This is a genomic window from Butyrivibrio sp. LB2008, from assembly GCF_000621565.1.
Lineage (GTDB): Bacteria > Bacillota > Clostridia > Lachnospirales > Lachnospiraceae > Butyrivibrio.
This window is the reverse complement of the sequence record NZ_JHXZ01000014.1, coordinates 163,375-189,673: the sequence shown is the minus strand read 5'-3', so window position 1 is coordinate 189,673 and position 26,299 is coordinate 163,375. Positions and strand designations below refer to the sequence as shown.

At 42.2% G+C, this 26,299-nt stretch carries 24 protein-coding genes, 1 tRNA gene and 1 rRNA gene; 1 reads left to right on the top strand and 25 read right to left on the bottom strand.

Translation table 11 applies throughout. From position 1 onward, the window contains the following. The 18 genes from T356_RS0104740 to T356_RS20170 all read right to left on the bottom strand — a co-directional run. Positions 1–271, bottom strand: a 16S ribosomal RNA gene (locus T356_RS0104740); the annotation flags it as partial. A gap of 631 nt (positions 272–902) precedes the next feature. After that, positions 903–990, bottom strand: a tRNA-Ser gene (locus T356_RS0104735). Between the two features lie 109 nt (positions 991–1,099). After that, positions 1,100–1,657: a Fe-S-containing hydro-lyase gene (locus T356_RS0104730; RefSeq protein WP_026513502.1), complete on the bottom strand. Its 558-nt coding sequence runs from the start codon at positions 1,655–1,657 to the stop codon at positions 1,100–1,102. Between the two features lie 66 nt (positions 1,658–1,723). Beyond that, positions 1,724–2,566 (bottom strand): fumarate hydratase, encoded by an 843-nt coding sequence (locus tag T356_RS0104725; protein WP_026513501.1) that lies wholly within the window; start codon positions 2,564–2,566, stop codon positions 1,724–1,726. A 16-nt stretch (positions 2,567–2,582) separates the two neighbouring features. Next, the gene (locus T356_RS0104720; RefSeq protein ID WP_026513500.1) at positions 2,583–2,987 is read right to left on the bottom strand and encodes an HIT family protein; all 405 of its coding nucleotides are present in this window, start codon (positions 2,985–2,987) and stop codon (positions 2,583–2,585) included. Continuing rightward, positions 2,987–3,655: a rhomboid family intramembrane serine protease gene (locus tag T356_RS20180; RefSeq protein ID WP_051563151.1), complete on the bottom strand. Its 669-nt coding sequence runs from the start codon at positions 3,653–3,655 to the stop codon at positions 2,987–2,989. The genes T356_RS0104720 and T356_RS20180 overlap by 1 nt, the downstream gene beginning before the upstream one ends. A 9-nt stretch (positions 3,656–3,664) precedes the next feature. Beyond that, on the bottom strand, positions 3,665–4,675 hold the full coding sequence (locus T356_RS0104710; RefSeq protein WP_026513499.1) for an SCP2 sterol-binding domain-containing protein: 1,011 nt from the start codon (positions 4,673–4,675) through the stop codon (positions 3,665–3,667). Between the two features lie 49 nt (positions 4,676–4,724). After that, positions 4,725–6,065 carry a DUF6382 domain-containing protein gene (locus T356_RS0104705; protein ID WP_197020876.1) on the bottom strand — a complete coding sequence of 447 codons (1,341 nt, stop codon included), beginning with the start codon at positions 6,063–6,065 and terminating at the stop codon, positions 4,725–4,727. A 2-nt stretch (positions 6,066–6,067) separates the two neighbouring features. Then, positions 6,068–6,523 (bottom strand): TadE family protein, encoded by a 456-nt coding sequence (locus T356_RS0104700; RefSeq protein ID WP_026513497.1) that lies wholly within the window; start codon positions 6,521–6,523, stop codon positions 6,068–6,070. Then, positions 6,510–6,941, bottom strand: coding sequence for a prepilin peptidase (locus T356_RS0104695; RefSeq protein ID WP_026513496.1), 432 nt, complete (start codon positions 6,939–6,941; stop codon positions 6,510–6,512). Before T356_RS0104695 ends, T356_RS0104700 begins: the two co-directional genes overlap by 14 nt. A gap of 13 nt (positions 6,942–6,954) precedes the next feature. After that, positions 6,955–7,860, bottom strand: a complete 906-nt coding sequence (locus T356_RS20175; protein WP_051563150.1) for a TadE/TadG family type IV pilus assembly protein — start codon at positions 7,858–7,860, stop codon at positions 6,955–6,957. Beyond that, on the bottom strand, positions 7,850–9,175 hold the full coding sequence (locus tag T356_RS0104685; protein WP_026513495.1) for a DUF5702 domain-containing protein: 1,326 nt from the start codon (positions 9,173–9,175) through the stop codon (positions 7,850–7,852). Before T356_RS0104685 ends, T356_RS20175 begins: the two co-directional genes overlap by 11 nt. A gap of 94 nt (positions 9,176–9,269) precedes the next feature. Then, a complete protein-coding gene (locus T356_RS0104680; RefSeq protein ID WP_051563149.1) occupies positions 9,270–9,488 on the bottom strand; it encodes a Flp1 family type IVb pilin in 219 nt (72 codons plus the stop codon). Between the two features lie 30 nt (positions 9,489–9,518). Next, complete coding sequence (locus tag T356_RS0104675) at positions 9,519–10,895, bottom strand: type II secretion system F family protein (protein ID WP_197020875.1); 1,377 nt, start codon at positions 10,893–10,895, stop codon at positions 9,519–9,521. Positions 10,896–10,994: 99 nt separating this feature from the next. Continuing rightward, positions 10,995–11,759 carry a type II secretion system F family protein gene (locus tag T356_RS0104670; RefSeq protein ID WP_051563148.1) on the bottom strand — a complete coding sequence of 255 codons (765 nt, stop codon included), beginning with the start codon at positions 11,757–11,759 and terminating at the stop codon, positions 10,995–10,997. Continuing rightward, positions 11,704–12,852 (bottom strand): CpaF family protein, encoded by a 1,149-nt coding sequence (locus T356_RS0104665; RefSeq protein ID WP_081777746.1) that lies wholly within the window; start codon positions 12,850–12,852, stop codon positions 11,704–11,706. The genes T356_RS0104670 and T356_RS0104665 overlap by 56 nt, the downstream gene beginning before the upstream one ends. 79 nt (positions 12,853–12,931) lie before the next feature. Next, the gene (locus tag T356_RS0104660) at positions 12,932–13,948 is read right to left on the bottom strand and encodes a hypothetical protein (RefSeq protein ID WP_026513490.1); all 1,017 of its coding nucleotides are present in this window, start codon (positions 13,946–13,948) and stop codon (positions 12,932–12,934) included. Further along, on the bottom strand, positions 13,945–14,352 hold the full coding sequence (locus T356_RS20170) for a prepilin peptidase (protein ID WP_197020874.1): 408 nt from the start codon (positions 14,350–14,352) through the stop codon (positions 13,945–13,947). Before T356_RS20170 ends, T356_RS0104660 begins: the two co-directional genes overlap by 4 nt. Positions 14,353–14,740: 388 nt before the next feature. Between T356_RS20170 and T356_RS0104650 the strand changes: the two genes are divergently transcribed. Next, the gene (locus T356_RS0104650; protein ID WP_026513489.1) at positions 14,741–16,294 is read left to right on the top strand and encodes a sodium/proline symporter; all 1,554 of its coding nucleotides are present in this window, start codon (positions 14,741–14,743) and stop codon (positions 16,292–16,294) included. A 107-nt stretch (positions 16,295–16,401) separates the two neighbouring features. Here the strand turns inward: T356_RS0104650 and T356_RS0104645 are convergent, their stop codons facing one another. From T356_RS0104645 to T356_RS0104615, 7 genes are all read right to left on the bottom strand, one after another. Further along, the gene (locus T356_RS0104645) at positions 16,402–19,335 is read right to left on the bottom strand and encodes a glycoside hydrolase family 3 protein (protein ID WP_026513488.1); all 2,934 of its coding nucleotides are present in this window, start codon (positions 19,333–19,335) and stop codon (positions 16,402–16,404) included. 76 nt (positions 19,336–19,411) lie between these two features. Next, on the bottom strand, positions 19,412–19,963 hold the full coding sequence (locus tag T356_RS0104640) for a GtrA family protein (RefSeq protein WP_026513487.1): 552 nt from the start codon (positions 19,961–19,963) through the stop codon (positions 19,412–19,414). 14 nt (positions 19,964–19,977) lie between these two features. Then, positions 19,978–22,329, bottom strand: coding sequence for a glycoside hydrolase family 3 C-terminal domain-containing protein (locus T356_RS0104635; RefSeq protein WP_026513486.1), 2,352 nt, complete (start codon positions 22,327–22,329; stop codon positions 19,978–19,980). A gap of 173 nt (positions 22,330–22,502) precedes the next feature. After that, positions 22,503–23,861, bottom strand: a complete 1,359-nt coding sequence (locus T356_RS0104630) for a sensor histidine kinase (protein ID WP_026513485.1) — start codon at positions 23,859–23,861, stop codon at positions 22,503–22,505. A 13-nt stretch (positions 23,862–23,874) separates the two neighbouring features. Then, positions 23,875–24,579 carry a LytR/AlgR family response regulator transcription factor gene (locus T356_RS0104625; RefSeq protein WP_026513484.1) on the bottom strand — a complete coding sequence of 235 codons (705 nt, stop codon included), beginning with the start codon at positions 24,577–24,579 and terminating at the stop codon, positions 23,875–23,877. A gap of 30 nt (positions 24,580–24,609) precedes the next feature. Further along, positions 24,610–25,086, bottom strand: a complete 477-nt coding sequence (locus T356_RS0104620) for a flagellar export chaperone FliS (RefSeq protein WP_026513483.1) — start codon at positions 25,084–25,086, stop codon at positions 24,610–24,612. Between the two features lie 15 nt (positions 25,087–25,101). Continuing rightward, entirely contained in the window at positions 25,102–26,277 is a 1,176-nt protein-coding gene (locus T356_RS0104615; RefSeq protein WP_026513482.1) for a flagellin N-terminal helical domain-containing protein, read from the bottom strand. Between the last annotated feature and the right edge of the window lie 22 nt (positions 26,278–26,299).

Sequence of the window (26,299 nt, the reverse complement as noted above, 5' to 3'; positions counted from 1 at the left end):
CCAACTGGCTAATCTGACGCGGGCCCATCTCATACCACCGGAGTTTTTCACACTGTATCATGCGATACCGTGCGCTTATGCGGTATTAACAGTCGTTTCCAGCTGTTATCCCCCAGTATGAGGCAGGTTGCCCACGCGTTACTCACCCGTCCGCCACTAAGATTTAACAAGAATCTGCCGAAGCTTCATCAGCGTTAAATCTCCGTTCGACTTGCATGTGTTAGGCACGCCGCCAGCGTTCATCCTGAGCCAGGATCGAACTCTCACGTTTAAAAGTTTAATCCGGCTAAGAACTTAAGCTTGGCTTTTCGTTCTGTCCGTTAATTTACATTTTTCTGAATTATTCTCTTGGAATCTTTCAGGGTTGCATTACTGTTTATTTGTCAAGGTTCTTTGTTCTTGCAGCTCAGCGCCGCAACTCATTCATAATAACATAGTTGAAATGCTTTGTCAAGAACTTTTTTAAACTTTTTTTCAAAGTTTTTATGAAACCCGCTTAGTTCTGCGGTTTTCAGCCCCTCTCTCAAGCGGGCAAAAGTTATTATAGCAAAGGGTATATACAAATGCAACAACTTTTTTGAGAAATTTTAAAAAAAATTCCAAACACAACATATTGTGTCAAGTCGTGCCTCAAACCACTATAGAGAGTGGCTTTTTTCGGCCATGATTTCTGCATTTGCTCTAAAATATCTCTTTTGTACAAAAGATTCATGAAATTATTTTAATTTGTCCCGCAAAAAATATTGGCTTTTTTCTCAATATATGCCCTGTTTCTTTTAAAATAAAATAATTCCGATTCCAATAAATTGCATACCCAATTTTATTTTTTGTTTGATAGGAAATTCCTATCAAACAAAAAACACTACTCACTGACATTGCCAGTAAGTAGTGTCTCATTTCAACGGAGAAAGCGGGATTTGAACCCGCGCACCGCGCGAACGGTCTACACCCTTAGCAGGGGCGCCTCTTCAGCCACTTGAGTATTTCTCCATGCCTGAATCCCTCTACCAAATATGGTTTGAATTCTCTTGGCTAACAGCCAAGACGCAAAAGTAATTATACAAAGTCATATATCCTTTGTCAATTCTTTTATTCGCTTTTATTCGTTTTCTTTATTATACAATTTATCCGCTGTCTCATAAAGATTATTTCCCTTTGAATCAATAACGACGATTGCAGGGAATTTCTCTACTTTGAGCTTTCTTATCGCCTCTGTCCCGAGATCTTCATATGCAACAACTTCAGATTCTACAATTGCTTTTGAAAGAAGAGCTCCGGCTCCTCCGATAGCAGCAAAATAAACCGATCCGTTTCTTACTATAGCATCCGATACATCTTTAGATCTCTTACCTTTTCCGATCATTCCGCCAAGCCCAAGGTCAAGGAGCTTTGGCGCATATTTATCCATTCTGCTGGCTGTTGTAGGACCCGCAGAGCCAATCGGCCTTCCCTCTCTCGCAGGCGAAGGTCCCATATAATAAATAAGATTGCCTTTCACATCTATAGGTAGTTCTTTTCCCTCAGCGAGCGCTTCATCCATTCTTTTATGAGCAGCATCACGGGCAGTATAAATAGTTCCGGTAATATATACCATATCTCCGGCGCTCAGTTCTTTAACTACTTCCGCACTTATAGGAGCCTGTATCTCTTTATTCATGTCAATTCCTTTTCAAATTTTCTATATTATAGGGAAAAACCTATCCCATCAATACTTCTTAAAATATTACAAAGTAACGGTAACATGCCTGTTGACGTGGCAGCATATATTCACCGCAACAGGAAGTCCTGCAATATGTGTAGCATATGTATTGATATTTACCGCAAGAGCAGTCATCTTACCGCCAAGTCCGGCAGGGCCGATCCCTGTTTTATTGATTCTCTCAAGCAGTTCCTCTTCCATAGCTTTGATATGTTCTTTATCCGAATGACTTCCGACAGGTCTTGTGAGAGCTTCTTTTGCCATCTCTGCACATTTTTCGAATGTTCCGCCAATTCCTACACCTACAACCATAGGAGGACACGCGTTGGGACCGGCATCCTTAACAGCACGAAGAACAGCTTCTTTTACACCTTCTTCTCCGTCTGCAGGCTTTAACATAAAAACTCTGCTCATATTCTCGCTTCCAAATCCTTTGGGAGCGCATGTAATCGTCACCTTATCTCCCGGAACAATGTCATAATGCACGATTGCCGGTGTATTATCTTTAGTATTTACTCTTATAAGAGGATCTCCGACTACAGATTTTCTGAGATATCCTTCCGTATATCCCTGCTTTACGCCTTCATTTATCGCATCTCCGAGATTTCCGCCGGTGAAATGAACATCCTGGCCAACCTTAAAGAAAAACACTGCCATTCCCGTATCCTGACAGATAGGAATTTGGTCGTTTGCCGCTATTTCTAGATTTTCCTCAAGTTGTGAAAAAATCTGTTTTCCAAGCTCTGACACTTCCTCTTTCTGAGCAGACTCAAGAGCTTTTTTCATATCATCAGAAAGTGCATAGTTTGCGTCTATGCACATATTTTTAACAGCTTCGGTAACTTCCGAAACATTGATCTCACGCATTAAATTTCCCCTTGTATTAACCTATTATCGTATTTTTAATTTCAACAAGTTCTTCAGCTGAAGGACTTGTGGGCTTCCACAAAATATGCTGTCCGTCATTTTCATATCTGGGAATCACATGTAAATGGTAGTGCATAACTGTCTGTCCGGCCGCAGCGCCATTATTCTGAACAAGATTAACTCCGTCACATCCAAGCTTTTCTTTGAGCATAGTTGCAACTATCTTTCCTGTCTGAACCGCCTTAGCAAGAACGTCATCGGGAATTTCAAAAAGATCTGCATAGTGCTTTTTGGGAAGCACCAAAGCATGTCCCTTTGTAGCAGGGCCATTATCAAGTATTACTCTGAAATCCTCATTCTCATAAATAGTATTTGACGGAATCTCTCCGTTTGCTATCTTACAAAAGATGCAATCACTCATTATGCCAAACCCTCCATTTTCTTTTTGTTCTTAAATATAATTATGTTAATGACGCCCATGAACACTCCCATCAGGAAGCCGCCAAAGTGCGCCTGCGTATTGGCACCCTCTTGTATAAAACAAGTCTGTATTATATACAGCCCAAACACGATCAGCCTGTATTTGAGGTTAGGCATCTTCCTTTTCGCCTTTCCACCCGCAAGGAGCCACAATGCAAGGAAACCTACATTGCCCATTATAGCACCACTTGCGCCAACAGATATTCTATCTATTCCAAAAAGTTGTTCAAATCCAAGCGAAAAAAGATTCCCAAAGATTCCGGACATTAAATACATTAAAAGATAATAAGCATGACCTGTATAGTTTTCTATAACTCCGCCAAGGAGTATCAGCATAAACATATTACTTGCGAGATGTTCCATATCAGCATGCAGGAACATTGAAGTAAAAGTTCTGAACTTCCCCCAATTCGAGTCAAAATCACTCAGCATCAGTGCACCTTTATCGTAAATGATATAGCCCAGATCGGTGGTACACAAAATAAAAGCAATGGCATTTATTACAATAAGTGCAATAGTAACATACGCCTTTTTATATATTCTTCTCTGCTCTTCCCAGAACTCTTCCTGGCTGTTCTGAACCTGAGCATCAGACATTTCTTCAGACATATCCTTCGATTATTCCTCCATAAGACTAAAAAGCTGATCCATACTTCTAAGAAGCTTGAAATCGCCTTTCATTTTAATACTTCCATCCATAAATGCCCTTTGGAATGTAATTCTTCCGTCGAGGATATCCACAAAGACTCTCTGATCTGTCGTTATAATAACATCACATTCGCCGCTTTCGCCTGCGGAACACTCACATCTGCTGTTCGCAACATCTATGACTACAGGCTTTAATCTCGGATTATCAGCAAAAAGAACTTTAAACCTCGCATTTATACCTGCTACCGGCCTGAATGAATTTTGAAGTTTCTTCGCATACTCCTCGGAATTTCCGGACGTTGTTTCATCCTGTCCCATCTTATCCCTGAATATGCTGGCAAGTTCCTGAAGATCTTCTTTCTGTTTTTTTACAAATCTGTCATCGGATGCATACTCAGAAAGCTGTTCCGATTCCTGCGGTGTCAGATCTATACTGTTGGCAACGGCTACTTTATTGATAACCGCGCGATTACTTGCAGGAAATACAGGCATCTTCTGATTGATCGTCCTATATATATTCTCCGCCTTCTTATCTATTATCTTTGAATACTCAGAGCTGTTTTCAAGCTTTGTAGTATCTGCAATATATCCACAGATACCTTCGCAGGGAAGTCCACCAAGCATCTCCCACGCAGCAGAAAGATTCGTCATTCCTTCTCTTTCTCCGTGAGTTGTGGACATTACAACAGGCGCCATGTAGATTGTCTTGATCTTTTCTTTATCTCCGTACAACCAGCACGCATCAAGAAACTGCATCATATATCCGCCTACACCGAACCACTCAACTGTAGATGCAAGGATAATTCCGTCTGCATCCTTAAGAGTATTCGGAAGTGCCGTAATTCCATTCTTCTGCTCATATAGATTATATTGCTGAACCTTTACATTAAGCTCCTGCAAAACTGTCGTAATCTGAGAAATAACATACAAAGTGGGATCGTCGATAATTCCCCTTCCGCCGTAATAGATATTAATCTTCATTAGAACCCCTCCAACCGGTTAAGGGTATTATAACATATATTTTTCAGAGTTATCGTAAGTCAAAGCAAATTCGGCCTATCTTTATTTCATCCCCCTCTTCTATCGGTACCTTGACTTTGGGTCCGAGCTTTAATCCGTTCTTATATGTTCCGTTCGTTGACCCCAGATCCGAAACCACGATCTTTTCCCCTTCTCTGCTGAATCTGCAATGAATCCTCGATATGCTCATATCTTTAATTACAGTATCAACGTATCCTTCAAGCTTTCCTATAGTTATAGGCAGGTTATCAAGAGGAATCCTAAATGTCTTATCTGCATTTCTGCTGTACAGCGTCATTTCTCCCGTGTCTTCTTCAGCAAGAAGCGTTGTTTCTTCAGCTGCCGCCGCTCTTTCAACATCTTTTACTGACGAAGTTATCCTAATCGGCGCTTTGTATGACGCTTTAAATTCCCTTGCCGGAGAATCATCATAATCTTCATAGCCTTCATATTCATCATCATCAAACTCCTGCTCATCTCTGTCTTTGAAGCTTCTGAATCCTTCTTTTTTCAAATCCCTGATTCCGGTAAAAAGAGCTGCTAACCCCGTCCCCACAGAGACCAAAATGACACCTATAGAGAGAAGGTTCTCAAGTTCCGATAAGATAAAATTCATTCTGACATATGTTATAGCTGCGCTGACTCCGGCAAACAAAAAGGCAAAGATCAATTTGCTTCGTGCTTTTAAGCCGCGTGGCTCTTTTTCTTCATATTCCCCGTCTTCATCGTCATCTTCATAATCGTAATCAAACTCATCCGCCTCATCATAGTCAGGCTCTTTCCCGGCTACAGGTTCTTCAATAGACCTCTTTTCTTTAAGGACTTCATCGATAAGCTGCGGAAGGAGAATTCCTTCTTCCTTGGATAACTCGCAGAGATTATATGCGATTTCAATTGCTCCCTCATCGTCATGATCCGTCAGATCAAGGAGTTGTTCCGTGAAATCCGCAAAACTCTTTTGCTCTCCGTCAAACGGATAATACATGAATCTGCATTCCCCCGAAGAAATATTTACATAGATATTTTCTATGTCAAAAAGAACTCCCTCTTCTCCGAGCAGATATTCTGAAAGCCCATCAAGCATTTCTTTCATATCACGCAAAAAACTTTTTAATTCCTCCGCGCCCATTCCTTTTGAAGAAAATCTGTCCCCAAGACTTACCATTGAGCTGACTTCATAATAAAGAAGCTGTTCCAGATCAATCTTTCTGAGACTTACGGGAAGGAGCTTTTTGATTCTTCCGTTCTCAGCTATCTTAAGCTTGTATCCCCCAAGCTCTTCTTCACTCACATCATTACAGGAAGCGATAATATAACTGTGTTTTAAATCTTTATAATATTTGTATTCCACTTTCATTCCCATCCTTTAATAATATCTTTAAGCCTTGTCATTCTTCGAATATGCTTCACCTGTTCAAGACACTTGGCCTTCTGCCCTGCCTTGAATTCCCAACCGGATCTTGGTTTCAAAAAATAATCTCCCATCGCTCCGGCTCTTATCCTTGCGTCCGCCTCTACCTTGATTTCTTTTCCTGACGCCCCGGTAGTTACATGAAACTGCGGTTTTGTGCTTCCAAAATATTTTTTCCCGACTACTCTGTCTTTTTTGGCGTTGACTGTACTTTCAGGCGCAGCATCATATCTGTCCTTGTCTACACTTGCCCTAAACGCGAGTATATAAGCGTCCTGCGACAACACGCACCTTCCGTACAGATAATAAGTAAACAAAATAATAAGCGTTATAACACAAATGACCATCGGTATCACAAGCGCCGCTTCAAGCGTCATATATCCTTTATATTTTCGCAATTGTCGCCACCACCATTCCCGCGGCTATAAACGGAACAAAAGGATAACTCTTTTTCCTCTTATCCCTTAGCACCGCGATTATCACAAGTGAAAAAAGTGCGCTGGCAAAAAATGCCGCTGCAATTCCAAGCAAAACTCTCTCTGCGCCAAAAGCAGGTCCTATGCTCAAAGTAACCAAACCATCACCGAGTCCTATCTGCTTTCCGGTAACAAAATGCAATCCAACAAGCACTACTCCGGGCAAAAGAGCTGCTGCAACACACCAAACATCGCACCTCCCAATGACCATCCCAAACATAGCGCTTCCAACGGAAAGAACCGCCAATATCCATATTTTCCACGAAGAAATATTCATGCTTCGCATATCTTCACCTGCTATTACAGCCAAAACAATTAGTTCCGCAAACTGAATTATCATAATTAAAATCCTCTTATCCACAATCTTTGCAGGGATGACGCGCACCGACTTCCGATATCGAAATGGTATAGATTGTTCTTTTAAGCCCCGCGCAATCAACTCTGCCGTGATATCTGTTCCCGTAATCGGTTATAAAGACGTCACCCGCCGCAATATTCCCCGCACAATATTCACAGGGATAATATTTACTTCTGTCTTTGTTGCGAAGTTTTTCTATCCCGGAAAGGCTTGTGCTCTTTACACTAAGCCTCAGATGACTGCAATTTATATTCCTGTGATACGCCTCGCCATGCTCTGTGACATATACCATCTCCTCCTCATTAAGTACATTTTCGCCGGCACCGATAATGTCATAGCCTGTCCACGCATGCCCATAATATCTGCCTTCAACAGGAAACTTGTTAAAGCCTGCCACGGGAATAAGCGGCTTAATTTTGTAATTAACTACAATATCAATGATATCTCCGCCTTCTCTGACATCGGATCTCATAAACCCAAGTCCGCCAAGACCACCGTCTATACAACTTTTGTCAGCTCCGCTCCCGAGATATTCTCTGATCTTGGACGAAGCGTATGCGACCGACATCACGCCCTTTACAACTCCGGCATCCGGTTCAAATCCGGCCGCATCTTCTGCAAAGGAAACATCAAATGCTCTTACAGCAATCTCATTACCCGTCTGGTGAAGCGCCGCTTCTAAATCCGACTGGACCTTGATGATATTAAACATCACCATGATATTGGCAAAAAAGAATATGAAAATAGGAAGTACCAATGAAGCTTCCACCGTCACAGAAGCAGGTAAAGACACTCCTCTGATCTTTCTGATCGCCCGGAAAAACGATTTGTTTACTTTTTTATTCTTTGTTACTGGTAGAAAAAAAGAAGTGCCTTTATCTGCTCCCGGGCTATTCTTCATATCCGTACACCCTTTCTATCTTCACCTCATATCCGTAACTTGTTCCGACAACAAGCTCGCCGCAAAATGTATCCAGGCAATGATCGATCTTAAATTCCCTATTTCCTTCAGTTCTTCGTATATCCATCTCAATGATGTCCATGAACCTCAATGTTTTGTCTTTTAGATCCGTCATGCCGAGCTTCATCCTGAGATAATCTTTGTAATACAAGCCTTCGCCGCAATCCTTTTTCCCGATATTCCCTCTGAAAAGAAGCATCTCAGCAAGACCAAGCTGCCATGTGGAATCACTTTTAAAAAGAGGGACACGGCCGCCTTCAAGAAGTATATTTACGTCTGACACACTCTCTGCAAATGTCCAGGCAAAGAGAATAGACCATTTTACAGAGTCTTTAAGCTCAGGAACCAAGAGAACCGCTGTGAGCGCACCTGCCACCAGATCAGCCTCACTTTGCTTTGCCGAACATCCCAACATATATGCAAAATTTGACGCTTCTCGCCAAAAAAGAAGTGTCTGTGTCATTTTTTCCAAATTTCTGTAATCGCTGTTTTGCCCATAAATAAGATATTCAAGCTGATATTTTAGAAGTGATTTATCAAGTTCTCTGCCATAGCGCCCGCATTTTTCGCAGTAATACTCATCTATCAGAAGTTTCTCAGAAAGCGATATTTCTTCATTATCTCTTAGTCCCGTGCCTTTATTTTTCGTTCTCTTCGACGCATATTGGGAAAGATCCGTTGATGCTCTTGATATCTCTATCCCTCTTGCAGCAAGGGATAAGACGCCGATTCCCCTCTGCGAATTGACCGCATCCGCCGGATTACCGAGGCTGACTTCTTCCTCTTCGCCTTCTTCATTTATGATTGTCGGAAGTTCGATACTGTCGATTTCCTCCTGGTTCGCCTCAGCCATCGCTTCAACATCCGTCGTATCAAGCTCTGCCTCGCGCAGCTTTCTGATATTGTCATCCACATCCGTAAGCATGCCTTCAACCGGCTCTGCTGCCATGTATGCAAGAATCTGCCTGTTAAGAACCGCTCCGTCATTGTCCGATGCAAAAGAACTTCCCGTGATCCTTGCATCCTTGCAATACATCTTTGTTATGGTACTTGTTCCTGTCAGCCTTCCCACAACACTTGGCTCAAAATTCTTTTGTGCATATTTCCTCAAATGTTCTTCGGTATTTGTTATCGAATGCCTTCCCGTTCCATAGGAGGTATCAACCATAAGAAGCCCATACTGTTTGTACAGTTCTCTGCTGTATTCCGCCAGGACAGAATTCATGGAGATGTCCGCCACACATTCTGTCTTCATTTTCACAGCTCCTATTCTGGCTCCGCTGTATAAAGCCAAAATAAGAGACATGATCAGTGTAATGGTCAGGGATAAAAAGACTGTCAGATATCCTTTAGTTCGTGATAACACGTGTATCTTCCCTGATTGCCTTAAAGACATCTTCTACAATTCCCGCAATCTGCTGCTTGAACACGATTACAAGTCCGATGAGAACCACGATGATAAGAATTACTTCAACCGTTCCCATTCCCGACTCGTCGCTCCAGAATTTGCGGATTCCTTCCTTAACTTTGTTCATAATTCTGTTTGCACCTAACATTAAATAATTCATTTTTTCCTCCGTCTGTTTTTCATATATTTTTTAAAAAGAAAGATACGCAGGTATCATAATGATCACCATTACAATGACCAGCATCATTATCATCGGAAGAAGCAGTTTTGTTCCCGCCTCTTCTCCGAGTTTTCTTACTCTGTCCATTTTTTCTTCAAAAGCTTTTTGAGATTCTTCCTGCAACATCGTAAGCATCTCGCTGTTTCCCTTCCTCAGATTCTGAGAAAGAAGCGTTCCAAGCCTTGTATACTGCCTGCTCTGGCATCGCAGTCCAAAATTCTCATAAACAACTGCCTCCGAAACGCCGCTCGACAATTCCCTTACCGCAACGACGATCTCTTCATAAACATATTGCTTTTTCCCACCGTTCTTGGTTTTCCTAAGATAATCATGCGCAAGTTTTTCAAAAATATTTCGCATCGTCATACCGGCGCCAAGATATAGAACCAGCTGTGATACCAGTTGCGGGTAATCATTAAGCATCTGATCGGCCCTGTTCTCTATGCCTTTCTTAAGCTCTTTATCTTTAAGCACATATGACGCCGCTCCTCCGATCAGCGTTATGACAAGTATCACAAGACTGTTGTCTTCAACCTTTTCCTTCCATGTTATGGAAATGTCGTTATAACTTTCCGGAAGCGCCACGCACTCGTCATTGACCGATTTTTCTTCTGCTTTCTTCAAAAGATCTTTTAGCTCCGAGTCAATCTTCTCCTTTGGAGTCATATCCCTTTTAAAGAGTCGCGCAGACAGTTGCTGCACCCAGACTTTTCCGTTGTACTTACACTCGGCAGTCAGATTGACAATTGTTCCGCCTTCCGGAATATTCTCTTCTTCAAGTCTCCCGTCATAGTGGATAACTTCGTAGTCATCAATATGCCAATTAATCAGAAAAGGATACCCTTCAAGTTTTTCCACAAGATTCAGATTTTTGGTCACATGGTCAAAAGATTCATTATCTCCAAGAGCCGTTTGCAAGAGCACCTCTTTGGCTTTTTCAAACATCTCATTCGCTTCGCTGTCTGTATAAAGCCGCTCCCCGACAAGAATCGTCGCTTCACCTACAGTCTTCCCCTCATCATCGCCGGCAATAAGCTCTTTGGTATATTCTCCGTCGCCGTAATCATTTCTTTTAAGCTCCTGAGTTTTGTACACATCGGTTCCCATAACGGTACTGAGATACATAAGTGAAGAAAGGAAACTTCCTGCAACCGCCATGATCAGAACTATAGAAATCTTCCGGATATAATATTCCGTCTCCGCCTTTTCAACATTCTTCCTATTTCCGAGAGTCCTTAAATAGCTCCTTACTTTTTCACCGGAAGAAAACCTGTCATTAATGGATAACTTTTTGAAAACAAAGAGTGAGATCTTCAGAAATTCACGACTTATCCCGGTCTCCTCCATATCGAAAGGAAGCTCCGTTTTTCGCGAAAAGATCCACAGGACAAATATCCCCAAAGGGAATATCAGATAAAGAAACAACATATAAAACTACCTAACTACTTATATTGTGATATTTACAATTTTTTGAGATAAAAGATATGCCGCAAAATAAACGAACATACAGATCGTCATGATGATAACTCCGGGAATATTGTGATACAGCGGTGCAAAAAAGCCGTTACTTGTGATGCTTATATATAAGATGATAAAAAACGGCACAAAATTCATTATTCCCGCTTCAAGACGTTTTGAACTTATAAGAACATCAATTTCTTTTTCAACATCCATCTTTCTGGAAATAACAGAAATCGTTCTTCCTATAATTTCCGTCATATTTCCGCCGCTTCTTTTTGCTACGGCGAAAACCTCTGCAAATTCCTCGATGTCGGAGTTCCCGCTTTCTTTCCCAAGTCTTCCCATCAGCTTTTCCAAAGGGATATTATTTGCCAGTCCTTTGTATATTCTCTTAAGCTCCCGACATATGGGACTCTTTTTTCCATAAAGAAGTTCCATATCCCTTCCGGCTTCTCTGAATGCATTTTCTATGGAATATCCGGCTTTAAGACTTGTAAGTGCGGACGCTATCGCATCCCTGAACTGAATTCCCAGAACCCGTACCATTCGCCTTTTTTCCATTTTCTTCTGAAATATGAACCACGGGATTACAAGGGGCAAAAGAAATACTGCCGCAATCCACGAATCGTAGAATAATCTCCCGAAAAGAACCGCAATGCCCGCACCCTGAAGCAGTACGGGAATATCACCGATCTTAGGCCGGAAGTGTAATACCTGCAGAAAAAAGTTTTTCGCTGTTTGTAATGTCACCGACTTTCCTCCATTCTCCGACTATCCTGCCGTCATCTTTTGTTCCCGTCTCTTCAAATTTAAAGATCGTATTCGTCTTTATCTTTCCGGTAACAGGATCCGGTTCCTTCGAAAGCTCACATATCTCAAGTACTTTCCTTGATCTGTCGCGAAGTCTTCCAAGATGAACAACAATATCAATTCCCGAGGCAATCTGTCCTCTTATGGCTGAGAGCGGAATGTCCATCCCCATCAGAACCATTGTCTCTATTCTCGACAACATATCAGCCGCGCTGTTCGCATGGCCTGTCGACATCGCCATATGACCTGTATTCATGGCCTGAAGCATATCGACGCATTCACTTCCCCTGACCTCGCCGACAATTATCCAGTCGGGCCTCATTCTGAGGGAAGACTTGATGAGATCTCTTATCGTAATTTCCTTACAGCCTTCCACATTTGCATTTCTGGCTTCAAGTCTTACGAGATTCGGAACTTCTCTTATCTGAAGTTCAGCATTGTCCTCTATCGTAATAACTCTCAGATCTTTGGGAATATAATTTGAAAGAGCATTCAGAAACGTAGTCTTACCGGAACCGGTACCACCCGATATAAAGATGTTGTATCCTGCCTTTACAAGAAGTGCCAGATAATCCCTTATATATGGCGTAAGCGCGCCAAACTCAATAAGCTTTTCCATTGTCATGGGATTTTCCGGAAATCTCCTGATGGTTATTATCGGGCCGTTGAGAGCCACGGGGCTCAAGACAATATTTACCCTGGATCCGTCAGACAATCTCGCATCCACGATGGGCGATGATTCATTTACAACTCGGTTGCACGAAGCAACTATCTGCTGAACAATGTCCTCAAGTTTTTCCTTGGACTCAAATCCAAGTTTTTGTTTGATAATCCTTCCGTTTCTCTCGGTGAAGATGTTATCGACACCGTTTATCATGATTTCCGTAACTTCGGGATCATCAACAAGTTCCTGTAATACATCAAGCTTCCTTATCGAATGAAATATCTGAAGTCTGAGATTTTTTCTGGACTCCATAGAGATTGCAAGACCGCGCGTGCTTCCAAACAGCTCTCTGTCTATTAGTTCAAGCATTTCCTCATCGGAAATATCTTTGGAAAAATCAAGCGCCAGCAGAACCTTAGATTTTATGCCTGTTTTTAACTCTTCAAAATTATTCACTTACAATCGCCTCCCGCACAAGCATCTTACTTGCATAGGATGACAAGTCATCATAAGAAGCATCTGAAATAAGGCATCTTACCGTATTGGCAAGCACATCGTCATAACCGTTTAAGTTAAGAACTTTTGTGTATTGCTCAAACTTATACTTCTCAGCCCTGCCCTCTCCAACGATGGTGAATACTCTTGTACATATTCTCAAGATATCACACAGACCATCGGGGAACTCAGACAGATCAAGGATTATGTACTCATATCCTGCACTTTCGGCCAGAAGCTCTGTAAGAGTTTTGATCCTGTCAAAGGTTATCTCTTTTATCATAGCCGCTGTCTTTGCAGGCGGAATGAAATCAAACCCTTTAGCGCTTCTCTTGATTCTCTCAAGATACACAGAAAACTTACTCTCTTCGCACTCCGCGTAATAAAGAAGATCCGAAATATCCTCTTCCGCATCCTGCCCCATCATTTCCGCGATCATCGAAAAGCTGTCGAAGTTTAGGAGCATTGTTTTTCCATGCTTAGAAAGCTCTTCGCACATCTTTACGGCAAACGCCGTTTGACCGCATCTTGAGAGTGGGGAAAAGAGTCCCAGAAGTTTTACCTTTTCTGCTACTCTCTCTGCATCAAGATTCCCGATATTACCGGGAATCTTTACACAGAAATCCAAAATGCCATCAATTATTCTTCCCGCAGGAAGATATTTACTGATATGGCATACATTCTTTTCTTCTTCCTGCTCTCTGTCCTCATTCACAAAGGAAACCGCTTCGTCAAGCACCAGAATATTATCCACATTCCTGATGCTCCCTCTCTCCGAAAGCGCTAAATACACACTTTGTGACAGAACAGAAAGTGCAGGAATCTTCTCTTTTACAAACTCTTTAAAAATCTCCGTATCGGTGAATGAACAAATCTCAAAAGACAGATTAAGATGATCTCTCAAATACTCATCCAGTCTTCTGCAATAATCCCTTTCCGTGTCGCAGATTGCAAGTAAAGGTCTGTTCATACGACCACACCTCCCAAGGTAAAAATCGCACTTACGAGAACAGGTACTGCGAAGTGGATAGTCTTTTTCTTATTTCTTTTAAACAAGAGAATCGACAAAGAGATCAGACCGGCTACAAAGAAAGCCATTATGATGCAGGACATTGTGTCCTGAATGGATAGGAAAGACGCTGCTGACATAAAGAGTTTAACATCACCCGCAGCAATCCCCTTAAGAAGATACACAGGAAGCAATATAGCAAAAGTAATTCCAATCGCCTGAAGACAAGAAAGCAATTCGTTCTGTCCCGCCAGCGCAGATCCCGCAATTCCGGCAATCATTCCCGGTATCACCCAGAGATTATAAATCTTATCTCTGTAAAGATCTGTGAATACTGCTCCCGTCAAGAACAATATCAAAATCACGTAAATCAGATTTTCTCCTTTCGTTTTTTTCGAGCTCGCGATTTACAAATTTATCACTTGGATTTTTGTTTGTAAATAGGCAAATTTCTTTTCGGCATTTTGCACAATTAATATTTTTTCCAAATCTTATGAAATAAAATTTTCATCACAAAACCCGCTTAAAACCTGAGGTCTACATTTCATATATATCATTTTTGCGTTACTCTGTATATGTTTTTACAAATTCAATAATTCAAATTTTCACTTCCAAATCATCAAAATTAATACTCTTAAGATTTCCTTAAGCACCACTTTTTCAAATACTTCTTCCCTTTATTACGCTAATGTAGTATTGTGAGAATACTATTACATAATCATCTAACTACATAATGAAAAAAGGGGAAAAGAAATGACAACATCTCAAATCGGAATTATTATTTCTATTCTCGCCTATCTGGCGATGATGCTCCTTGTTGGTTTCGTAAGCTCAAGAGAGACCAATGACGTAAAAGACTTTTATCTCGGCGGAAGAAAACTGGGACCGTTTGTGACAGCCATGAGTGCTGAAGCTTCAGACATGAGTTCTTACCTGCTTATGGGCGTTCCCGGACTTGCTTACTTCTCAGGAATCGCCGATGCCGGATGGACTGCGTTTGGTCTTATTGTGGGAACCTACCTCAACTGGCTGTTTATCGCCAAGAGACTTCGCAATTACACAGCCGAAGTTGATGCGATCACTATTCCTGACTATTTCAAAAAGCGCTTTGAAGATAACAGCAATATTATTCTTTGCATCGGCGCGCTCTTTATTCTTGTTTTCTTTGTTCCATATACAGCTTCAGGCTTCTCTGCCTGTGGTAAGCTTTTTTCATCACTATTCGGAGTAAATTATCAACTTGCTATGATCGTTTCTGCCGTTATCATAGTCGGCTACACTACAACAGGCGGATTCCTGGCAGCATCCAAGACTGACTTTATTCAGTCAATCGTAATGACAATCGCTCTGTTCTTCGTTGTAGGATATGGCATTGTTACTGCCGGAGGAATAAGCGCCGTTATGGAAAATATTTCTTCGCTTCCGGGCTTCATCAATGTAAACGCAACATATAACAACGCAACAAATTCAGCCTCTCCGTACGGATTGTTCTCCAAGGTCACAATGTTCTGCTGGGGACTTGGTTATTTTGGAATGCCGCATATACTTCTAAGATTTATGGCTATCAGAAACGCTTCTGAATTGAAGCTTTCAAGAAGAATCGCTTCCGTCTGGGTTGTATTCTCATTATCGATCGCAGTATTTCTTGGCGTTGTCGGAAGAGCAATGTCGCAGAGCGGTGCTCTCCGATCTCTGATTGATAACAATAACCTTTCAAGTTCCGCCAAAGCCGAAACGCTTATTGTTGTTCTGGCGCAAAAGATAAGTGAGCACAGTTTCATATTTGCTCTTTTGGCAGGACTTGTAATTGCCGGCATTCTTGCCTCCACAATGTCAACCGCAGACTCTCAGCTTATTGCCGCTTCATCTTCTGTTTCCGAAAATATCATTCAGGAAACTTTTGGTATCAAGCTTTCGGAATCCGCAGCAATGTTTACCGCAAGAATAACGCTTATCACTGTCGCTGTTTTTGGCGTAATTATAGCCTGGGATCCAAACAGCTCGGTATTTGGAATCGTATCTTTTGCCTGGGCGGGATTCGGTGCTGTATTCGGACCTTGCATGATCCTTTCTCTTTACTGGAAAAGAATGAACAGATTTGGCGCAGTGGCCGGAATGATATCAGGCGGAGCAATGGTATTTATCTGGAAATATCTTGTTCGTCCGATGGGAGGCGTGTGGGATCTGTACGAACTTGCACCGGCGTTCCTCGTAAGCATAATATTTATTTATGTCGTAAGCCTTTTGACCAAGGAACCGTCTGAAAATATCCTGGATTCATTCAACACGGTACAAATAAAATCATAAAAAATTCTTTTATACGATAAACATGAAAACTCCCCTCCGGAATGAACCGTCGGGGAGTTTTCTGCGATTATTTTTTATTTAGATAGAAAGAGGTATGTGTGTGCATCTTATTCCTGTGTCTGCTGCTCTACCGCAGGCTCAGTTTCTTTCTTTTTTTCCTTATATGCTTTGATTGCACGATACTCAAGGAATCCGATGAATCCGATAAGGAGAACATCTACTCCGTAGAGGATCTTAACCCAAGTAGGAAGTCCTGTATTAACTGCCTTGTCATAAGCACGGCTGTTAACTACTGTGTACAGGATATTCTTGGATGCAGTTCTCATTGCATTCACTGATGTTGCGCTTGTCTGGTCTGTTACAGTTGACTCAGGTGTTGAGTATGTAGCAAGCATAAGGTCACAGCCGTTTCTGATCATGCGGTCTGCATCCTGGTATCCGTATCCACCGAAGTAATCTGTCTCAGCGAATCCACGGAATCCCCACTCACCACGAAGTACTGTATTTAGAAGTTCAGGGCAAGCCTCAGCGGGAACAATACCGATATTGTTAAACGCTACCATTGTTGCACCGGGGTTACCGTTCTTAAATGCAATCTCGAATGACTTGAGATAGATCTCACGAAGAGACTGCTCGTTGAGCCATGTGCAGAGAAGTCCGGTGCGGTTTGTCTCCTGATCGTTGGTAGCAAAGTGCTTAACGTATGAGTATACGCCCCACTCACGTGCACCCTGTACTGCATTTGCGCACATCCAGCCGGCAAGTACACCGTCTTCTGAATAATACTCAAAGTTACGTCCTGCAAAAGCAGATCTGTGTGTGTTGGTTGCAGGTGCATACCAACCTGATACATCCATATCATTAGCCATACGTCCGATAGAAGCACCGAATCTATGAGCTATATCCTTATTCCATGTGCATGCGATCATTACAGCTGCAGGGAATCCGATCGATCCCTGTTTTGTAAAGTTGTTGTTGATAGATGCAGGGCCGTCGCAGTCATAAGTCATGACTTTTCCGATAGACTCAACTGCTGATGTCTCGTATCCACCGAGCTCGATCAATGTGTTCATCTCTGCAACACTCATCTCATCAAGGAGTGTATCCCACATAGGATCGTCATAATCAAGACCACGGAGCTGCTCAAGCTTCACGCCGTTCTTAGCGCCTGTTGTAGGCATAACGTCTGCATCGTTGTTGTAATTAGCTTCACTATAATTTGTGTTATTTACATAATCTTTTTTGTACTCTTCTGCCATCTCGAAGGAAGAAGGTGCTGCAGTAGCTTCTGCATAGTTCTTGAATCCGTCGGCACGTGAAAGATATGTAACACCGCCCTCTGCGAATCCAAACTGATTTGTTGCCGCTACCTGGTCTGTTGAACGCTTGTTGTTTTGATCGTATACTACTTCAGTTCCGATATTTACAGTCTTAGCTGCGATCTTGTTGTGAGAATCCTTGTTAATGGAAATCTCATAGTCTCCTGCCTCAAGCACATAGCAGCCATGTCCGTATGTGTCATATGAAGCCATATCTTCCACAGGGAAAGAAATTGAAACTGTTGTTGAAGCACCGGGCTCAAGAGTCTCAGTCTTTTCAAAAGCAACTAAGTTTGCTGCCGCCTTTTCGATTCCGCCGTTTGTATAAGGAGGATTGAAGTAAACTTCAACTACATCCTTACCTGCAACACTGCCTGAATTGGTTACGGTTACATCAAATGATACTGTTGTACCGTCGTTGTTTATCTCACCCATTTCCTGAGTGAATGTTGTGTAAGAAAGTCCGTATCCAAAAGGATAGATTACATTTGCGTCATAATCGAATTCATAGTTGCCTGCCGCTGCTTCAACAGCTGCTGTCTCATAAAATTTATATCCTACGTAGATACCTTCTACATAATTTACGAATGTAGGGAATGCCTTGCCTCCCTCAGCGAACATGTTATCAACGCCAAATTCGCTCATATTTGTGTAATCAAAATCACCAAAGTTGTTTGATGTAGGTGTGTTCATAAGATCTGCAAGGAAAATGTCAGCAGTCTTTCCTGAAGGATTAACCTTACCTGCGATGATCTCCCCAAGACCATCAAAACCTGTCTGACCTGTGCCGGGGCAATAGATTACAGACTTAATCTGAGAATAATCTTTTACAAATCCAAGCTCCATGGCATTTGCAGAATTTACAACCACAATAACTTTGTCAAATGTTGATGTTACTTTATCAAGAAGTGCCTTCTCTCTGTTTGAGATCTCAAGGTAAGACTTGGAAGCATCAAGATCGTCCTTCTGATCTGAATAGCGAACACCAAGTGCACCAAAAGGTCCCTCTGCCGAGAATGTATCCTGTCCGTCATAAGAAGTAGGAAGATCAGCGCCCTCACCACCTGAACGTGCTATGAAAAAGATAGCTGTATCAGAATAATCCTTAGCACTTGTGATAAGGTCCTCATAATCTGAAACCGCGGGTTCCGGAATAGTCCAGTCCTGTCCCATCATTCCAACTACAGGTCTTGAATCTCTCCATCCTTTGTAGAAATCAACAAGGTTCTGATTGTACTCGATTCCTGCATCGGTAAGTCCTGTAAGGAAATCTACTGTCGGATAAGCATCTGAAAGAGCTCCCGATCCTGTACCACCATAGATAGGATTTGTTGATGACCATCCAAATACATTTACCTTACTGCCTTCTGCAAGAGGAAGTGCTGAATCATCGTTCTTAAGCATAACGATGCCTTCTTCAGCTATTTCAGTACAAAGAGCCTTAGCCTCTTCGATAGCCTCATCGGAAATTGTTCCTCCTCCCATTGCCATGTTTACCATAGAGTACATGGGAACAAGCAATATGTTGGAAATTACAATGACAATTGTAAGGAAAAATGCAAGCCATGCCTGCTTGCGTACAAATTTACGCAATGTCTCCGGTTTCTTTATTACCGAAAGAGTTGTGATAATTGCTGCCAATAATACAACGCCGAGAATAACCAGCTGAGGTATCATTGTTTTTAGGACGGCAATGACGTCCGCGGGGTTGATATTTAACATTTCTCTCTTCTCCTCCTTTACAAATAGATGAAAGAAAATATCTAAAAGGCACTACGCCCTCTAAATCAGTTACAAATTATGATTCCTTTACAGTCTCAGGGAATATGATCTTATTCACAAAGAAAAATACGATCATTGATACTCCGCCGTTAAGTACTGTGGTTCCGATGTTATAAAGCCACGGGGCAACAAACTTACCTGCAACGGCAACCCAGATGCAGTTGATGGAATTTACAATGCATGTGATCACTATAAATGCCATTACGTACCATGCGATCTGCTTGCCCGGCTTATCGTGATTGCGGAAAACGAATATCTTCTGTATAGGGAAGTTGATACATTCTCCTACGATCATCGCTATCATGTAGGCCGTAAAATAAGCCAATCCTCCGTGCGCCTGATCGTATCCCAAAATATTCCAGCTAAAAGTTTCTCCTGCGATCGTTAGCGGTATTCCCGGCCATCCAAAGGCTCTGTCTCCCAGAAAAGCAAATGCTCCCGGAAGGAAAGTCAGCAAAAGATACTTAAACACCGTGATCAGATTACTTACGATCACGAATAATCCTCCTTCACGCACCCACTTCGCTGCCTTTGGATATTTTTCTTCAAATTGTTTCCAAAGATTCATTCCTCTGCTCCTGTTTATTTTCTATAAAGCTCTTTTTCATACTTCTTATTTGCACTCATGTTTCGGAAAAATCCTACTATTACTCCTCCAATGCCTCTGAAAAAGTGTCCGTTTACGATAGTCACTATGCTCTCAACCATGCTGCGCGATACCATGCCTCCGGACATCTTGCATATTGCGCGGAACGGCATGTTGTAGATAAACATGATATTGAGATCCGGAACTCCTTTTTCATAGGACTTATCAAGCTTTTTCTTAAGGATCTTATATACCAGCCTGCACAGGTCACTCTTGGCCGTCTCCATCTGACAGAGCGCATCGTTTATATCAAGCGGCCCAACCTTTTCTTCAGGAAGTGCCTTACCGTAAATCTTCTCAAACTCGTCGTAGTGGAGATTTCTTATCTGTCCGCTCCTGTATCTTGCAAGTGATTTGATATCATAAGGAACTTCTGTGATAGTACCTTCTTTGGTGACAGCTCCCTCCAGTGCGATATCACGCACGTTGCCGCCAACATAGATCTGATACTCACCGCCTTCTACTTCCCACTTGTTTGATACAGTCGAGAAGTAACGGAAAGTCTTATCGTCAAAAGAAATTGAAACTTCCTTGGATTCTCCGGCTTTAAGCCATACTTTCGAAAATCCTTTCAATTCTTTTCTCGGACGAATTACTGCGCTGTGCTTTCTTCCCACATATAACTGTGCGATCTCGGCACCGTCTATTTTTCCTGTATTTGTAACGGTAAAAGATACTCCGCCGTCTGTAACTTTCAGATTGCTGTATTCAAATGTTGTATAAGAAAGTCCGAATCCAAACGGGAATTGTACTTCCACATCCACCGTGTCATAGTAGCGATAGCCTATGAAAGGTCCCTCTCTGTACTGCAGGTTCCTCTTATCCTGTGCCGCAAAATTTACGATTGGACAATCCGTATATGAGAAGGGATAGGACTCAGACAACTTTCCTGTAGGAACTCTTTTTCCCGTAATAATGTCAAGTAATGCGGTTGCACCGGCCTGTCCGCTTAAATATCCGTGAAGCAAAGCTTTCAGATCATCTAACCAGGGTGTCTTAACTGCCGATCCTGCGCTCATAACGCCTACAACGTTGTTATTAAGAGCAGCCAGATTCTTGAGTTCCTTGACCTGATATTCCGGAATATCCATTGATAAACGATCGCCGCCTTCACTCTCGGCTATCTCATCAAGTCCGAAGAAGAAAAGCACCACATCTGCATCTCTTGGATCCTCAAGCACCTCAAGATCGTACTCTTCAATTACTTCCGCGATTGTCTCAACTTTAGTCGAGTTAACCTGCGAGCTTCCGGATCCCTGATATCTTGGCTTATTTACAAACGGTCCGCGAAGTGCAACTTTTGTCCCCGGCTTAAGCGGGAGAATATCATTGTCATTTTTTAATAGAACTGCCGAATTAACAGCTGCCTTTCTTGCAAGCGCATGATGTTCGTCTTTATTAAAGCCCTTTGTATGATCATTATCTTTTACATATAAAGCAGCTTCGATAACGGGAAGAACTGCAAGATCAATCTCTTCTTCCGTGATACGGCCTTCCTCTACCGCCTTTATCAGCTCTCTTGCCGAATCAAGTCCGGGATTGGGCATCTCGACATTTGATCTGCACTTAACGCCCTCTACATGGTCGTTACTTGCGCCCCAGTCGGTTACGACAAGTCCGTCGAATCCCCATTCTTCACGAAGGATATCTACCAGGAGATGTTTGTTCTCATTGGCGTATTCGCCGTTTACTTCGTTGTACGCCGACATGATCGTCTTGGCGCCGCCTTCCTTTACAGCTATCTCAAATGCTGTAAGATATATTTCACGTAAGGTTCGCTCATCAACTACTGCGTTCATCGCCATACGTCTGTATTCTCTCGAGTTCACCGCGAAGTGCTTGGGACAAGCGTAGATGTTCTTGCTCTGTATTCCTCGCACATACGCCGCTGCCATCTTACCTGCCAGGATCGGATCCTCGGAAAAGTACTCAAAATTTCTTCCACAGAGAGGAGAGCGTTTCATATTAAGTCCGGGTCCCAGGAGCACATCTACCTTCTGTGCTACGGCCTCTTCTCCGAGTGCCCGTCCGATTTCTTCACCAAGACTCGGATCCCAGCTGTTTGCCACAGTTGCCGCTGTCGGAAAACAAGTCGCCGGAAGTGAAGCGTTTAATCCGAGGTGATCACCTGCGCCCTCCTGTCTTCTTACACCGTGAGGTCCGTCTGCAAATGATATCGACTGTATTCCAAGACGCGGTATGTCTCTTGATTCCCATTCATTTTTGCCACTAAGTAATGCAGCTTTTTCCATCAAAGTAAGCTTTGATAATATTTCTTTCGCAATCAAAAAAGCGTACCTCCTTTTTCTGTATTTTTGTTATAACACGCTTCTTTGTAAAAAAAGTTCCATTAAGGATAACTTGTCATTTATTCGTGATAACTTGCAAAAAAAGAAAATGCGCCTTGGGGCAAAACAGCAAAAAAGCCTCATGAATCCTGCAATTCACAAGGTTTTTTCCACTACTCGTTATAAGACAATATTACTTTTACTTTGAACCATTCGTCCTCATAGGAACAGTTCATATTTCCACCGTATTTCTCTGCAACCTGAGCTATGGACTTAAGCCCATAGCCGTGTTTGACATTGTCCGCCTTGGTGGTCTTGGGCAGACTTACACCGCGGAAGATCCTGCGCTCCTGTTTCTTTTTAAGGCGCACCGAAGATCCATCCGTGTAATTCTCACATTCTATAATAATAAACTGATTTCGGCTTCGAACCGAAAGCGTGATAAGTCGTTTGTCCTTATCGGCAAGCATCTGCGTCGCTTCAATGGCGTTATCTATGATATTGCCAAAAAGAGAACAGATATCCTTTACATGAATTACGGAGAGAACGTCTCCGTCAACCATTGCATTTAGTGTAATATTTTTCTTCTGACACTGAAGACTCTTTGTGGTAAGTATGACATCAAGAACACGATTGCCTGTATTCATGAATGATTCCTGAATGGCAATTGCCTGTTCCATGTCATTTAGTACTTCAGCTCTTTTCTCCGGATCGTCCTCATTTTTAAGAGCAAGAACATAATGCTTCATATCATGCATTTCTTTGCGAAGCGCCTCAGAATTATCGAGTGCCAGCTTATACTGCTCATACTGCCTAAGGAACAACTGATTGATGGCATCGTTTTCGTTCTTTGCCGCCATCTCATTTCTTCGTCCCATCTCCGTCATCAGCATGAGCATGCCTCCAAAGTCAACCAGAGTGCGGACATAAAGCATATTCTCAGTTGCGGAGAACGGAGTCCTTGTAGTTACAAAACTTATATTGGACATGATAAAAGCTCCGATACCTGTAGCTATAACGCTTATAAGCTCACGCTCATTGATATTCAGATTTCGATTTTCCGGAAAATTCCCGCGTTCAAAGCGGTAATAGATGTTATACGTCAGCGCAAATACCACGAACATAATGATAAATGACTGCAGAATGCTCTCATTGCCGTTAAGATACACAGCCCACACTTCCAGTTGCTTATATAAACTGGCTGCAAACTCCGCCAATACAAAGGCATGCGTAGTTATAACGCCGCAATCTTTCGGCTTGATATCAAGCACTATATACAAAGACAGATACATGAGCACCACGGCCCCGACCATACTGGGAATCCAGAATTCTATCGGCAGAATTCCGGCAACAAACTGAAATCCCATCAGCAAAAGGAGCGTACCCGCACATTGAAGCACATATACTTTGCCGTGGCTGTCTCTTTTATAGATATTGAAATAAACAAAAACCGCCAGCCATTCAGCTATAGCGGTAAAAAGCCTAGGGGTATCCTGTAAAGCCTTTGGGTCTAAGAATGATGAAAAATCCATAGATTCTCCTCTTTTACAAAATATCTTCCGTAAGCGCCATCATAAATTCTTTCTTTCGTGCACGGCTGATAGGAAGAACAATCCCGTTTGTCAAAAGAACTTCTTCCTTTCTCACGCCTTCCACATATGAAAGATTCACAATATATGCATTGTGACATTTACTGAATCCGTGACTGCCAAGCATCTCCTCAAACTTCTTGAGCGGCCCCGCAGTAACGTAGTCATCGTCAGCGCAATGTATCTGCACATTGTTTCGCTGGCTTTCAATGTAATAAATATTGTCGCAATCAAGCTTCAGCTGCTTTTCATCCACAGATACCTTGATATAAAGCTTCTGCTTCTTGGCCATGACGCGCGAAATAGCCTTATCAAATAACTGCTCAAACTGCAGGTAGGGAACGGGTTTGAGTACATATCCAAGGGCATCCACCGCATAGCCCTGAACCGCATATCTCACCGTCGACGTAATAAAAATAATTACCACGTCTGCATCTACCTTGCGAATTTTTTCCGCCGCAACCATACCATCAAGATGTTTCATCTGGATATCAAGAAGGATAATATCAAACTGTGCCCGATATTCATCCACCAGATCGATACCGTCAGTGAAATGCGTAATGGCAAACTGTTTTCCGGTCTTATTCCCATAGGTCTGTATGTAGTTTCTAAGAAGGTCGGCCTGAGCCACCTCATCTTCTACAATACAAATGTTTATCATATAAATTAAGTATAACAGAATTTTGGTACGTTATGCCATATATCCTCTGTTCGCTGAAGCCATGGCCATTCCCTCGTTAAGGCTGTGTCTTCCGTAAGTAAGACCTGCATAAACCTTCTGCGTGTTTCCCATCATTGGGCTGCTTGTATCATACTTTTCAAGCTCCTCATAAGCTTCTTTCAGAGTTTTAAAATTCTGCTCAACTCTCCAGATCTTATGACTGCTGTATGTTACTCCCGCAAGCATAAGCTCTTTTTTGAAAAAAATATAGAGCGGATGAAGATTTCTTGCAAGTTCATAGCGAAGATCGAGAGATCTTAAAAGTTCGTCGATGCAGTTCTGCGCATATCCAAGGCTCTTTTCCGCCTCTTCTTTTCTGCCGATTCCAATTGCATCGATAGCATCATTTAAATATTCGATCACCATCTCATACAAAATAGTAATGAGCTGAGTTTTGTTTGCCTGTGTTATCTTAAGGGTAAATTCCTGCTTTTTTTCCTGTGTCATAATTCACCTCACTGATTACTGAAGAAGCTGAAGGATCTGTGAAGGTCTTTCATTAGCCTGCGCCATCATTGATATACCTGCCTGAGAAAGAACCTGCTGTGTGGAATAAACCGTCATCTCCTCAGCCATATCAACATCCATGATTCTTGAATAAGCCGCTGTCATATTCTCAACTGTAATATCAAGGCCGCTTACTGTATGCTCCAACCTGTTCTGATATGCACCAAGTCTGCTTCTGATACTGTTGATGCCCTCAATTGCACTCTTTATTCTGTCGATTGCTTCATTTGCACCTTTACTGTTGGACATGTCAAGGTTGTTAAGTGCCAGTGTCGTAAGTGATACCTGCGGAATCCTGATATCCAGTGTCTGGCCTTCATTTGCTCCAACCTGCATAGTCATTGAGCCTTTTGCAGTGATCTCGAGGTTAAGCTTTCCTGTGTAAGACTCATCAATCTTTAAACTGATCTTCTTTCCCGTGTTGTCAGAAAGTGTAAGTACATCTTCCTCTATACTTGCCATCATATTGTTTGTCATGTACTCTTGATGAGATCCGTCCGCATTAATTCTAAAAAGCTTTATTTTTCCAAGTGCTTCAGGATCGCTTAAAATGGCTTTTTTCTCAACTCCGGTCTTTCCCGTAAGCGTTACAAAATCAACATCAACACCTGTTATCTCATAGCTACCCTCCTCTATATTGTCTGAGTAGCTTGTGATCTTGATGTTATTACTTGTCTTACCGTTTTCATCGGTAACATATCCCTTGAGATCAAAAGAGCCGTCGAGAATGTTCTGGCCATTGAACTGAGTAGTGTTGGCCATTCTCTCTATTTCCTGCTTCAACTGTGTAACCTCTTCCTGGATCGTCATTCTGTCATTCTCTGTAAGAGTACCGTTACTTGCCTGAATCGCAAGCTGGTTGAGTCTCTGGAGAACATCATGAATCTCGGAAAGGGTTCCGTCTGCAACCTGAACGATTGAAATACCGTCGTTTGCACTGTTACCTGCAACTCCCAATCCTTCTATCTGTGAATTCATTCTTCTGGACATTGCAAGGCCTGAAGGGTTGTCCTTGGCGTTTGCAATCTTTAGACCACTTGAGAGTCTCTCAAGTGACTCAGAAAGAAGCTTGTCATTTCTCTGTAAAGCATTGTTTGCGACCATTGCGGACATGTTGTAATTAACTTTCATGATAACCTCTTTTCTACACGTA